Annotated in this window: 10 protein-coding genes; 7 read left to right on the forward strand and 3 right to left on the reverse strand. The window is 45.9% G+C overall.

Annotated features, from left to right (window positions below; genetic code table 11):
• Window positions 1-64: 64 nt before the first annotated feature.
• Complete coding sequence (locus tag AB204_RS13585) at window positions 65-1,723, reverse strand: putative transporter (protein WP_047963906.1); 1,659 nt, start codon at window positions 1,721-1,723, stop codon at window positions 65-67.
• Window positions 1,724-2,223: 500 nt separating this feature from the next.
• Between AB204_RS13585 and AB204_RS13590 the strand changes: the two genes are divergently transcribed.
• Window positions 2,224-2,571: a YceK/YidQ family lipoprotein gene (locus AB204_RS13590; RefSeq protein WP_047963907.1), complete on the forward strand. Its 348-nt coding sequence runs from the start codon at window positions 2,224-2,226 to the stop codon at window positions 2,569-2,571.
• A gap of 123 nt (window positions 2,572-2,694) precedes the next feature.
• Here AB204_RS13590 and AB204_RS13595 read toward each other — a convergent pair whose 3' ends face one another.
• Window positions 2,695-3,984 carry a DUF3748 domain-containing protein gene (locus tag AB204_RS13595; RefSeq protein WP_047963908.1) on the reverse strand — a complete coding sequence of 430 codons (1,290 nt, stop codon included), beginning with the start codon at window positions 3,982-3,984 and terminating at the stop codon, window positions 2,695-2,697.
• A gap of 133 nt (window positions 3,985-4,117) precedes the next feature.
• On the opposite strand from AB204_RS13595, the gene AB204_RS13600 reads away from it, so the two are divergent.
• Window positions 4,118-4,735 carry a trimeric intracellular cation channel family protein gene (locus tag AB204_RS13600; protein ID WP_047963924.1) on the forward strand — a complete coding sequence of 206 codons (618 nt, stop codon included), beginning with the start codon at window positions 4,118-4,120 and terminating at the stop codon, window positions 4,733-4,735.
• Between the two features lie 103 nt (window positions 4,736-4,838).
• Here AB204_RS13600 and ligB read toward each other — a convergent pair whose 3' ends face one another.
• Window positions 4,839-6,617 carry an NAD-dependent DNA ligase LigB gene (gene ligB, locus AB204_RS13605; RefSeq protein WP_047963909.1) on the reverse strand — a complete coding sequence of 593 codons (1,779 nt, stop codon included), beginning with the start codon at window positions 6,615-6,617 and terminating at the stop codon, window positions 4,839-4,841.
• Window positions 6,618-6,922: 305 nt separating this feature from the next.
• Here ligB and gmk point away from each other — a divergent pair, with 305 nt between their 5' ends.
• From gmk to recG, 5 genes are read left to right on the forward strand one after another with little or no spacing between them, the layout of a single operon-like run.
• The gene (gene gmk, locus AB204_RS13610) at window positions 6,923-7,546 is read left to right on the forward strand and encodes a guanylate kinase (protein WP_047963910.1); all 624 of its coding nucleotides are present in this window, start codon (window positions 6,923-6,925) and stop codon (window positions 7,544-7,546) included.
• A 54-nt stretch (window positions 7,547-7,600) separates the two neighbouring features.
• Complete coding sequence (gene rpoZ, locus AB204_RS13615; RefSeq protein ID WP_047963911.1) at window positions 7,601-7,876, forward strand: DNA-directed RNA polymerase subunit omega; 276 nt, start codon at window positions 7,601-7,603, stop codon at window positions 7,874-7,876.
• Between the two features lie 18 nt (window positions 7,877-7,894).
• Window positions 7,895-10,009: a bifunctional GTP diphosphokinase/guanosine-3',5'-bis pyrophosphate 3'-pyrophosphohydrolase gene (gene spoT, locus AB204_RS13620; protein WP_047963912.1), complete on the forward strand. Its 2,115-nt coding sequence runs from the start codon at window positions 7,895-7,897 to the stop codon at window positions 10,007-10,009.
• 5 nt (window positions 10,010-10,014) lie between these two features.
• Entirely contained in the window at window positions 10,015-10,746 is a 732-nt protein-coding gene (gene trmH / locus AB204_RS13625; protein WP_047963913.1) for a tRNA (guanosine(18)-2'-O)-methyltransferase TrmH, read from the forward strand.
• Window positions 10,747-10,768: 22 nt separating this feature from the next.
• Complete coding sequence (gene recG / locus AB204_RS13630) at window positions 10,769-12,850, forward strand: ATP-dependent DNA helicase RecG (RefSeq protein ID WP_047963914.1); 2,082 nt, start codon at window positions 10,769-10,771, stop codon at window positions 12,848-12,850.
• Window positions 12,851-12,918: the final 68 nt, after the last annotated feature.

Genomic DNA, 12,918 nt, shown 5'->3' on the forward strand with positions numbered 1-12,918 from the left:
CTGTGATCTAAAGCACACTTAATGGATTAAGTAAGTATGCTTAAGTAGCTGGCATTAATTTAAGTTATAGTGCCCAGAAAATAACAGCCAAAATTTGGGGCGACATAATCCTTAAAAACATCGCCAGTGGATAAACCGTCGCATACGACAACGAAGCCGCCCCGCTGTTACTGTGAATGGCATTGGCAAAAGCCAGCGCTGGAGGATCGGTCATTGACCCTGCCAACATCCCACACAAGCTAAGGTAATTCATTTTGGCAACAACGCGTGCCAGCAAGCTCACAATCAATAAGGGAACGATCGTTATCAATACCCCATAGCCTATCCATGCCAACCCTTCTCCATGCACCAGTGTATTAATAAAATTGCCACCGGATTTCAGCCCGACAACCGCAAGAAACATGACAATCCCCAATTCACGCAGTGCTAAATTCGCGCTGGGAGGCATAAACCAATAGAGTTTACCAATCGTGCCAATACGCCCCAGAATCAGCGCAATCACCAAAGGCCCACCTGCTAATCCAAGACGTAAGGCGGCGGGAAAACCAGGAATAAACAACGGAATGGAACCCAGCAAAATGCCCAACCCTATTCCAATAAATACGGGAAGCATCTGAACTTGCTGGATTTTTTGCTGCGAGTTACCCAATAGCCTTGTGACGGCTTCTACAGATTCAGGACGCCCGACAATATTCAGGATATCGCCAAACTGTAAGCTGGCATTATTACTGGCAACCAGTTCAATCCCTGCACGATTGAGGCGTGTGACAACAACATCATATTTCTGTTTTAGATTGAGCGACCCAATTCGTTGGCTCAGTACCTCATCATTCGTTACCACCACTCTGACCGATTGGAGAATGCTGTTTGAGATAGACAACGACACATCAACTTCTTCCCCAATCACCAACCGGACTTGGTTCAATTCTTCCCGCTGCCCTACCAGATAAAGAAAATCTCCATTCTGGATCACCGTAGTCGGCTGAGGCACCATCAATAATTCACCGCGTTTCAAGCGGGAGCACACAACGTCATCACTGTTGAGCAAGGGGATATCTTGCATCATTAACCCATCCAAATTCGGATTACGCACAGCAATATTCATTGTCTGGAGCATTTCCCGACTGTGGTTGTTTTGGATATCAAATGCTTTCGCTTCCCGTTCAACACTAATTCTGAAAAAAAGACGTACCAGCCACATAACCAACAAAATACCGCAAATTCCCATTGGATAAGCCATGGCATAACCCATGCCCATTTGACTGATAAGTGAAGGTTCTGACCCCAAATCCCCCAGAATTTGCTGACCCGCTCCCAACGATGGGGTATTTGTCACTGCCCCGGAAAAAATCCCTAAAATAATCGGCAAAGGCACATCAAACAATTTATGAATAATAGCCGCAACCAAACCGCCAATAATGACAATCAGGAGAGCAAACCCATTTAATTTAAGGCCAGAGACCCGTAGAGAAGAAAAGAATCCCGGCCCGACCTGAATACCAATAGTATAAACAAATAGAATTAAGCCGAATTCCTGAATGAAGTGCAGCATGTCATTGCTGAGTGACAGCGAATATGTCTGGGCGAAATGGCCGACAATAATTCCGCCAAACAAAACGCCGCCAATCCCAAGACCAACACCATATATTCGCCAATTACCTATCCATAACCCTAATGCGGCAGCCAGTGCCAACAAGCTCATTGTCAGTGCAATATCACTCATGACTCGCTTCCTTTACCAAAGGTTAACATTTGGGAAGTTTGTCGCTTTTCCCTTATGCTTTATAAATACCAACACTATCAATTAAATGTTGGCATGAATTAACAGGAAGATATGTGGCTTAAACCACATATTACATGTTTTTCCCATCTTTATTGCCCACGTTTCATTCAGGGCGGGTTTTTATTTTCCAATGAAACATCCATACCTCGTTATTCAATAAACATCACCCTAAAAATTTTTTATTTATTGCTGATAAATTGGAGGAGATAAATATTTTCTGCCCTGAAGGACAGTTATAAAACAGAATTAAAATTTCCGTCACAAAAAATTATTAAATTTAACGACAAATGCTATAGCAAACTGAATATTACCTGACTATAGTAAATAGTATTAAGGGGTAAACAGTATTCAAGGTTTATCTTCATGCTTTGGAAAAGTGGCGTTAAAGAGCAAATAGTACCTAAACATTGGCAAATTAACTCATTGAGATCATGGAAACGATGAAAAACCGTAAGATGCTTCCATTATTATGTACCACATTGGGATTATTACTTGTCACAGGCTGTTCCAGCATTATGACACATAGTGGCCCCTATCAAGGTTATTATTCTGGAGCGAAATCCAACATTGACATGTTAACAGATGACGAAACCGGGTGGGTCATGAAACCTCTGGTCGCGATTGATCTTCCATTTTCTGCCTTTCTGGATACGCTCCTGCTTCCTTATGATTATGCCCGTTCCGATCAGAATGGCGCTGAACAATCGCCTAAGCATCGTATCGAGCAACTGGAGGAAAACTCAACTTCTATGCAGTTAGATCCCAAAATTGTGAATAATGGAATATAGCCAGCCATACTTCCGGGGATTCGTTTTTTTGCCGTCACCCTGCATCTTGAAATTCATTGAATATATAAGCATTTTAGTCAGGCATCGCCATTATCCAGCGATGCCATTGTAATAATATCTGTTTCAACAAATGCCGGTTTCAACCATAAATATTTGTCGGTAACCATCGATATCACGCATAAAAGCAACATAGCGATCATTCGGTGATATCACTATCGCATCTGCGGAGGGAGCTTCGTCAGTACGTTCTGTCAAACGCCGCACTTCGCCATTCTGACTATCACAAAGCATGACACTATTGTCACAGACACAAGCAATAAACCGACCACGGCTATCCCAGCTAAATGCAGATTGTATGCTATTATTACTGTGGGTTATCTGGATTGGCTCTCCCCCATTTGGGGAGATATGCCATAGTTGGATAATTCCCTTTTCATCTCTCATCAGAAAACCGATTTTACTGCCATCCGGCGATGACCTTAACCAATGGCGGGGCACATTCACAACACCCGGCCAACGTTTATCATGGGTAAAGGTCAAACGTCGCTGTTTCACCCCCGCTGGCGGAGCGGGTAATGTTGTTTCCGTACCAGCCAAAGGGTGATTGCCTGCAATGGCATAATCGCTATCATTTTCAGGCAGATCAACGAGATAAATTTCAGCTATTTTTTCACCATTTTCAGCACATGTATCCCCAATAAACGCCAATGCCCAGCGCTGCTGTTGACCATTATCTTTGAGGTATCCCTGCTGCCCAATCCATCCCTCTTCATAAGCCCGATTGATGTCATCACTTCCGGGACGCGGATGCGCGGTAGTCTGGCTAACAACAACTGAAAAATAGTTACCGTCATATTCTCTCGGATGTTTTTTCGCTGAAATAACGGCACTTAATGGAACGGCCACCGCAACATTACGTAAATCGAGAGCAGGATCTAATTCATGCATCACATGGTCGTTATAGGTGAAACTCAAACGACTGCCATCAGGGCTGAAAACGTGAACATGCGTGCCACCACGTAAAGCCCCCGCAGTATAAGGTGAGGTAATGTCCATCGCATCAATGTTAACCGCCACGTTCGGCAGAGTATCTGAGACAATCACACCACGACGATGGTGAAAGTCATATTGCCAATGCGCATCAGGTTTTTCCGGGCCATGAATGAAGGCATAACGAGTTGGCTCCTGAGGACTGACAGTCACTACACCGACATGAGCGCCATCCTGTGCCTGATAGATAATTTCAGTCTGTCCGCTATCAACATGAATTTTTTCTATCGTTAAACCCGTAAAAAATGCACTACTCGGACGAACATCGTACACTAACCATTGGCTATCAGGAGTCCAGATATTTATATTAGTTATCTGATGGCTACGATTGTCGAATGTAATCTGACGTTCCTTTAAAACCATTTTCCTGCCTTATCTTGCGAGGTTTCGGATAATAAAAACTAATTTTATTCAGATTCGACTAAAAAATTTCAGTCGAGACGTTATTATTTCAACAGTACTCTTTACCTCTATGTTATTCCAGTTGATTAAATTTATGCTACTAAGTGTCCTTTATATCATTGGTATTACGGCTGAAGCCATGACAGGCGCATTAGCCGCAGGTCGTCGAAAGATGGATGTATTCGGCGTTATCATTATTGCTTCCGTGACGGCTATCGGTGGTGGCACCGTCCGCGATATTATTCTGGGCCATTACCCTCTCGGCTGGGTAAAAAATCCAGAGTATATTGTGACCGTTGCTTGTGCTGCTGTGTTGACTATCTGGGTTGCCCCTATGATGAAACACCTACGCCGTTTATTTCTCATTCTTGATGCGATTGGTTTAATTGTCTTCTCCATCATTGGTGCACAAATTGCATTGGAAATGCACTACAGCCCTATTATCGCCGCCATTGCTGCCGTAATTACCGGGGTTTTTGGCGGTGTACTGCGCGACATGTTTTGCAATACCATTCCGTTGGTATTTCAAAAAGAGATCTACGCAGGCGTCTCTTTTGCCGCAGCCTGGCTCTATATCGCCTTATTGCATACTCCACTGCATCCGAATGGCGTGATCCTGATTACACTGATTGCAGGCTTAACTGCTCGGTTAATTGCTATCCGTTATCGCCTTGGTTTACCTATATTCAATTATGATGGGGCAGACCACTAGCAAAGACCACCAGCAAATAGTGTCGTGAACGTTTGGGGCAAATCCTTTGCCCCTGCTTAATTCCCTTTCCGACATAATCCACTTTCCTATTTAATCCCTTTCCCTACTGAATCCCCTGTAAATCTAAAGTGTGAATCAGTCCCTTAATCTCCGGGTGTTGTAGAAAAGCCGCGACTTTTTCTCTTTGTTTTGTCGTTAACGATTTTACCCCATTCGGATGTAATAACGGCTCTTCCCACTGCCAACCCATGTTATCCGTAAAACGATTGGCATAAGGCAGACCGATGGCTTCACGCCACAATGAAAGTGGCTGTAACTTTGCCTGCTGGAATTGGGAGAAGAGCAATTCAGCACGCCTCACGCCAATATTCGGTACGTCCTCAAGTTGTTTTCTGTCCAGCACCAACCAATCTGTTAAATTCGTCACCAATCCATGTCTGACTAAAGCAGACCACGTGCCTTGCCCAATACCCTTCATTTTCAACTTTTCCCCAAGCCATGTCAGACGGGCAATAAACTGTTGTTGGCAATATTGTTGGTTCATATCATTCGTATCGCTCGTCTGGTTTAACGCAAGGCAACTAAGAGAATGATAATTTTGTCCATTAGGCGGTTGAATATCAGAATGTTCCGCAATGCGCCACACCACCTTATCGAGTTTTGGGATACCATGCCCTGCCAGCGCCACCGTGATTTTGTCGCCCGGATGAACATCCCACTGCTTCCAACGCCTGACAGACCCGATATTGACACGGCTGACTTGCCGATCATCTAACTTGACTGTCTCCAGTTCTAATACAACAGAGATTCTCCCTGTCCGGCCTATCGTGAAATCAACCTCTTTTACCGTTGTTATTTGCTGCCTTAATGGGTATTTCCATGCAATAGCCCAGCTGCTTGAGCCTGTTCGCCATTGCCGGCCTGTAGGTTCAACTTCCTGTCGCAAGACAACGCCATCTGTCGCAAAAGGGAGAGGCAGCACAAAATAATCTTTCCATCTCTTTTCGGCCTCTTCTGCGGTAGCAATAGGGTGGCTATATTGTTGTGTCATGGGAAATCCCATTGATGCCAATCGCTCCAACTTGACCGACATTTCATTTGGCCCATCCGGCCAGCCCCAGATAAAGACGCCTATTTGCTCAAGTTCCGGTGTCGGTGTCTTTCGCATCATTAACCCCGCAACTTTGCTGCGTGCACCTTGACCGCCCGCAACAGATTGCTGGTGCTGCTCTTGCTGCCAAAAAAGCTCACCCTGCAATACCAAACGTTCTGGTGCATTTTTTATCTGTTTAGGGATACTGGAAATAAATGGGCTTTTATCCATCCAGTCTGTTCCTTCTATGCCATCCCCACGGCTGATTAATCGCACTAAGTCGCCTTTTTCGTAAACCAGAGTAACCGCAACCCCATCAACTTTGGGTTGCAGCCAAACCCCTGTTCTCCCCTGTAACCACTGGCGAATCTTATGTAAGTCCTTCAGCTTATTTAAACCTGTGTGCTGGACAGGATGAGGCTGCTTTTCCTCTTGTAAACCGACAACCGTGGAAGATCTGGCCGTGGAAGTGTTAACCGTAGAAGTACTAACCGTAGAAGTACTAAAATCAGAAACAGTAAAAGAATTGGCCGTTACCTGATTTAAACAACGTTGCCAAAACGCGAGGGTTTCCTGTAATTGATCATAAATTTCATCATCTATTTCACTCACGCCCTTTTGACGATAGAGATAATCCCATTTCGCCATCTGCTGTGTCAGATGTTCTATTTCATGTTGAAGCTTTTCTTGTGTCCATATAGCGCAATCTGCCTGAGTGGCAAATGCCATAGGCATGCTAAATAGTAGTATCCCTACTGTTATGAAAAAATTGATAAGAAAGTTAAGCATCCTTGCTCCATAGATTCCTGAAAACGAGCAGAGAATAAAAAACAGGGCGATTTTTACCAAGATGGAAAAGACAGGTTTGCGAAGCATTTCGAAAAATAAATATCTAATTTCTGCAACCATCTATTTTTTCTGAAATTGTTCCGCAAAATTAACTCGTAACATCAGTTTGTTAAGAAAAAATTTTGTTGAAATGCCCGTTGGCATGTATTGTAACGCTGCATGGATTGACGTATCCGTGTATACTATGTGGGATTTTATATTCCTGCGCTTGCATTTATTTATACCCAATCAGTCAAGAATTCATCATGAACCAAGGAACGTTATATATTGTTTCTGCGCCGAGTGGAGCAGGCAAATCAAGCCTTATTCAGGCTTTATTAAAAACTCAGCCTTTGTATGACACTCAGGTTTCTGTTTCACATACGACACGCCAAGCTCGTTCAGGCGAAAATCATGGTGAACATTATTTTTTCGTCGCAGTAGATGAATTCCAAAATATGATCACTCATGATGAATTTTTGGAATATGCCTGTGTTTTCGGTAACTATTACGGTACATCCCGAAAAGTCATTGAAGAGACACTCGCCAGCGGCGTTGATGTTTTTCTTGATATTGACTGGCAAGGTGCACAGCAAATCCGTCAGAAAATGCCCGCAGCCCGCAGCGTTTTCATTCTTCCGCCTTCTAAGGAAGAGTTGCTCCGTCGCTTACGGGGGCGTGGTCAGGACAGCGAAGAAGTTATTGCCAAGCGAATGGCTCAAGCTGTCGCGGAGATGGAACATTACAACGAATATGATTACGTCATCATCAACGATGATTTCAATACGGCACTCGCCGATTTACAATCTGTTATTCGTTCTGAGCGTCTACGATTAGATCGTCAGGCGCAGCGGCATGATGCCTTAATCAGCAAATTATTGGCAGACTGAACCAAGTTTCAGTATTATGCCCAGTCATTTATTTATCTGTGGAGTAGCACACATATGGCACGCGTAACTGTTCAAGACGCAGTAGAAAAAATTGGTAACCGTTTTGACCTGGTGTTGGTCGCTGCTCGCCGAGCACGCCAATTGCAAGTAGGCGGCAAAGATCCTCTCGTTCCAGAAGAAAACGATAAGATGACTGTTGTCGCTCTGCGTGAAATCGAGCAAGGCCTTATCAACAATAAAATTCTTGATGTTCGTGAGCGTCAGGAACAGCAAGAACAAGAAGCCGCAGAAATCAAAGCTGTTTCTGCCATCGCTGAAGGTCGTCGTTAATTTTACGGTAGGTCTGCCTTGTATCTGTTTGAAAGCCTGAATCAGCTGGTTCTGAAATATTTGCCTGAAGATCAAATTGATCTGCTAAAACAGGCCTATGTTGTTGCACGGGATGCCCACGAAGGGCAAACCCGTACCAGCGGTGAACCATACATTACTCATCCTGTCGCTGTTTCTTGTATTTTGGCCGAAATGCGCCTTGACCATGAAACACTTATGGCAGCACTTCTGCACGATGTTATTGAAGATACGCCAACGACGTTTCAGGATATAGAACAGTTATTTGGCACGGCCGTCGCCGGATTGGTGGAAGGGGTATCCAAACTGGATAAACTGAACTTCCGGGACAAAAAGGAAGCTCAGGCCGAAAACTTCCGCAAAATGATCATGGCAATGGTGCAGGATATCCGCGTCATTTTGATCAAGCTGGCAGACCGTACACACAATATGCGAACCCTTGGCTCCCTGCGCCCTGATAAGCGGCGGCGCATTGCCAGGGAAACGCTGGAAATTTATAGCCCTCTGGCCCACCGTCTGGGTATCCATCACCTGAAAACGGAGCTGGAAGAGCTTGGGTTTGAAGCCCTGTATCCCAACCGTTACCGCGTCATTAAAGAGGTCGTTAAAGCCGCCCGCGGTAATCGTAAGGAGATGATCCAAAAAATCTTGTCGGAAATTGAAGGCAGGTTAACGGATGCTGGCATTGAGTGTACTGTCAGTGGCCGCGAGAAACATCTCTACTCTATCTATCGTAAGATGCACCTGAAAGAACAGCGTTTCCATTCCATCATGGATATTTACGCTTTTCGGGTCATCGTCAATAATCTTGATACCTGCTACCGCGTACTGGGGCAAATGCACAGTTTATATAAGCCCCGCCCCGGCAGAGTAAAAGATTATATTGCAATCCCTAAGGCCAACGGCTACCAATCTCTGCATACTTCCCTTATTGGCCCGCATGGGGTTCCTGTTGAAGTCCAGATTCGTACTGAAGATATGGATCAAATGGCGGAAATGGGGGTTGCGGCACACTGGGCTTATAAAGAGCAGGGAGAATCCGGTACAACCGCACAAGTTCGTGCTCAACGCTGGATGCAAAGCTTGCTGGAGCTTCAACAAAGTGCCGGCAGTTCTTTTGAATTTATTGAAAGCGTGAAATCTGATTTGTTCCCCGATGAGATTTACGTTTTTACCCCTGAAGGGCGAATTGTTGAATTACCCGCAGGAGCGACTCCTGTCGATTTTGCCTATGCCGTCCATACAGATATCGGCCATGCCTGCGTAGGCGCACGTGTTGATCGTCTGCCATATCCGCTTTCACAGACGCTGAGCAGTGGGCAAACTGTCGAAATCATCACAGCACCCGGCGCACGTCCTAATGCTGCATGGCTGAACTTTGTCGTCAGTTCCAAGGCGCGAGCCAAAATCCGCCAGTTACTGAAAAATCTGAAACGGGCTGATTCTGTTGGGCTGGGTCGCCGTTTGCTCAACCATGCACTTGGTAACGGAACAAAAATCACCGATATACCACAGGAAAATATCGGCAAAGAGCTGGCAAGAATGAAGCTTGCGACTTTGGATGATTTACTGGCAGAGATCGGGTTAGGTAATGCCATGAGTGTGGTTGTCGCTCGTAATTTATTACTCGGCACATCGGATAAAGAGCCAAACAACAACGGCAATACGGCTCGTAAGCTACCTATCAAAGGCGCTGATGGCATCCTGATTACCTTTGCCAAATGTTGCCGCCCAATTCCGGGTGACCCGATTATCGCTCACATCAGCCCGGGAAAAGGGTTAGTAATCCATCACGAATCCTGCCGCAATATCCGTGGATATCAGAAAGAACCGGAAAAATTCATGCACGTAGAGTGGGATAAAGATATCAATAGCGATTTTATTGCTGAAATTAAAGTTGATATGTTTAACCATCAAGGTGCCCTGGCAAATCTGACTGCTGCTATCAATGATGCAAACTCCAGCATTCAAGGCATGAATACGGAAGAAAAAGATGGCCGTGTTTATTGTGCTTTCATCAGGCTGACGACCAAAGACCGTATCCAGTTGGCGAATATCATGCGTAAGATACGTGTCATGCCAGATGTAATGCGAGTCAGCCGTAATCGAAACTAAAGGTTATGAATCCTAAACGTTACGCTCGTATTTGCCAAATGATGGCAATGCGTCAACCTGACCTGACGATTTGTTTAGAAGAAGTTCACAAACCCCATAACGTATCCGCTGTCATCCGTACTGCGGATGCGGTCGGTATCCACCAAATCCATGCCATTTGGCCCACAGAACAATTAAGAACCCAGCTCGCTTCTGCGGCGGGTAGCAACAGTTGGGTTCAAGTCAAGACACATTCCACTGTTGAGCAAGCCATTCAGCAATTTAAATCCGATGGCATGCAAGTGCTGGCAACTCATCTTTCTGATAAAGCGGTCGATTTCCGCCAAATTGATTACACTAAACCTACCTGCATTATTATGGGGCAGGAAAAGAAAGGTATCTCAAAACAAGCTATCGCGTTGGCAGATCATGACATCATCATCCCGATGGCAGGCATGGTGCAGTCACTGAATGTCTCCGTCGCATCTGCCTTGATCCTGTATGAGGCACAACGGCAACGCCAGCTGGCGGGCATGTATCAGAGAGAAGAAAGCACACTGCCCGAAGAGGAACAGCAAAAGTTGCTGTTTGAAGGAGGGTATCCTGTTCTGGCGGCAGTTTCCCGACGCAAAGGTCTGGAACAACCATTGATCGATAAACAAGGGCAAATCATCGCAAGTGAATCGTGGTGGGCAATAATGCAGGCAACGGCTGCACCAAGCGGCAACTTGAAAGACAACAGGTATACAAGGAAATAAATCACACCGACGGAGACATCACATGAAAGGCCAACTACTTGATGCCATCCCCTTAACCACTTTGCGTGGTGTTGGAGCCAATCAGGTCACTAAGCTCGCCAAATTAGGGTTGGTCAATCTACAAGATTTACTGCTGCACCTTCCCCTACGTTATGAAGATCAAACCCGTCTGTACACTATTAATGAGTTGCTACCTGGCATTTATGCTACGGTAACGGGTGAAGTATTGCGTACCAATGTCGTTTTTGGACGCCGGCGCATCATGACCTGCCAAATCAGTGATGGAACCGGCATATTGACCCTGCGTTTCTTCAATTTCACCGCCGCCATGAAAAATAATCTGGCCGAAGGAAAGCACGTGGTTGCCTATGGTGAAATCCGTCGTGGGAATCAAGGGCCGGAGATCATTCATCCTGAATATAAAGTTCAGCAACACGCCAATCGCGTTCAGTTGCAAGATACATTAACGCCCATCTATCCCACTACAGAGGGAGTTCGCCAAACAGCACTGCGCAAGTTGATCGATCAGGCATTAGAGATATTAAAGACCTGTGCCATTAATGAATTGCTGCCGGAAGAATTCAGCCGGAAGATGATCAGCCTGCCCGATGCGTTGCATACGTTGCATCGTCCTCCACCGGATATCTCCCTGACTGATTTGGAAAATGGCCGGCATCCGGCTCAGCGCAGGTTAATTCTGGAAGAATTGCTGGCACATCATTTAAGTATGCTGGCAGTCAGGGCCGGAACCCAGCGCTTTCACGCCCAGCCGCTCACAGCGGATAATTCACTGAAACAACAGCTTCTCAGGCAATTACCCTTCTCACCAACAGGGGCGCAAGCCCGGGTCGTTGCAGAGATAGAACACGATCTGGAAAAAAACGTCCCCATGATGCGCTTGATACAAGGCGATGTAGGATCGGGTAAAACGCTGGTGGCAGCTCTGGCGGCTGTTCGCGCTATTGTTCACGGCAAGCAGGTTGCGTTAATGGCGCCCACGGAACTGCTGGCAGAACAACATGCCAATACATTCCGCCAATGGCTTGAACCTCTCGGTATTCAAGTCGGCTGGCTGGCGGGCAAGCAGAAAGGTAAGGCTCGTCAGGCACAGCAAGAGGCGATTGCAAGTGGTCAGGTCAGTATGGTGATTGGCACTCACGCAATGTTTCAGGAGCAAGTTAAATTCGCAGGATTGGCATTGGTTATCATCGATGAACAGCATCGGTTTGGCGTTCATCAACGCCTCGCATTATGGGAAAAAGGCCGCGAGCAAGGCTTCCACCCCCACCAATTGATCATGACCGCAACCCCTATTCCACGCACATTGGCAATGACCGCCTATGCGGATCTTGATACATCCATTATTGATGAACTCCCGCCAGGGCGAACACCTGTAACAACGGTTGCCATTCCTGATACCCGCCGGAACGACATTATCCAACGCATAAAAAGCGCCTGTCTGGATGAAGGGCGCCAAGCTTACTGGGTATGTACGCTGATTGAAGATTCTGACGTTCTGGAAGCGCAAGCAGCACAAGCGACCAGTGAAGAACTGGCACAGGCATTACCGGAACTGAAAATTGGTTTGGTGCATGGGCGAATGAAACCCGCAGAAAAACAAAGCATCATGGAGTCTTTCAAGCAGGGGGAATTGCAATTACTGGTTGCCACTACCGTCATTGAAGTCGGTGTTGATGTACCTAATGCCAGCCTGATGATTATCGATAACCCCGAACGTTTGGGATTGGCTCAATTACATCAGCTTCGTGGGCGTGTCGGGCGTGGAGCCGTTGCTTCACATTGTGTTCTGCTCTATAAAACCCCACTGACCAACACGGCCAAAATACGCCTGCAAGTTTTACGGGATAGTAATGATGGTTTTGTGATTGCCCAGAAAGATTTAGAGATTCGGGGGCCGGGTGAATTACTCGGTAAGCGCCAAACGGGTAATGCTGAATTCAGGATCGCGGATTTATTGCGGGATCAAAATATGTTGCCGGAAGTTCAACGCATTGCCCGCTATATCCACCAGCACTATCCTGAACATGCCAAAGCGTTAATTGAACGCTGGCTGCCGGATAGCTCACAATACAGCCATGCCTAACGTAAACTATCCAATAAACAGTTAAAAAAATGCCGCTGAATATATTTCAGCGGCATATTTTAGCCAAG

Source organism: Xenorhabdus khoisanae (assembly GCF_001037465.1).
GTDB classification, from domain to species: domain Bacteria; phylum Pseudomonadota; class Gammaproteobacteria; order Enterobacterales; family Enterobacteriaceae; genus Xenorhabdus; species Xenorhabdus khoisanae.

Bases quoted from the DNA above. Each gene is read 5' to 3' on its own strand.
- recG (WP_047963914.1), top strand. From the start codon at position 10,769: ATGAAAGGCCAACTACTTGATGCCATCCCCTTAACCACTTTGCGTGGT.
- AB204_RS13600 (WP_047963924.1), top strand. From the start codon at position 4,118: ATGCTACTAAGTGTCCTTTATATCATTGGTATTACGGCTGAAGCCATG.
- AB204_RS13590 (WP_047963907.1), top strand. From the start codon at position 2,224: ATGAAAAACCGTAAGATGCTTCCATTATTATGTACCACATTGGGATTA.
- trmH (WP_047963913.1), top strand. From the start codon at position 10,015: ATGAATCCTAAACGTTACGCTCGTATTTGCCAAATGATGGCAATGCGT.
- gmk (WP_047963910.1), top strand. From the start codon at position 6,923: ATGAACCAAGGAACGTTATATATTGTTTCTGCGCCGAGTGGAGCAGGC.
- AB204_RS13595 (WP_047963908.1), bottom strand. From the start codon at position 3,984: ATGGTTTTAAAGGAACGTCAGATTACATTCGACAATCGTAGCCATCAG.
- ligB (WP_047963909.1), bottom strand. From the start codon at position 6,617: ATGCTTAACTTTCTTATCAATTTTTTCATAACAGTAGGGATACTACTA.
- AB204_RS13585 (WP_047963906.1), bottom strand. From the start codon at position 1,723: ATGAGTGATATTGCACTGACAATGAGCTTGTTGGCACTGGCTGCCGCA.
- rpoZ (WP_047963911.1), top strand. From the start codon at position 7,601: ATGGCACGCGTAACTGTTCAAGACGCAGTAGAAAAAATTGGTAACCGT.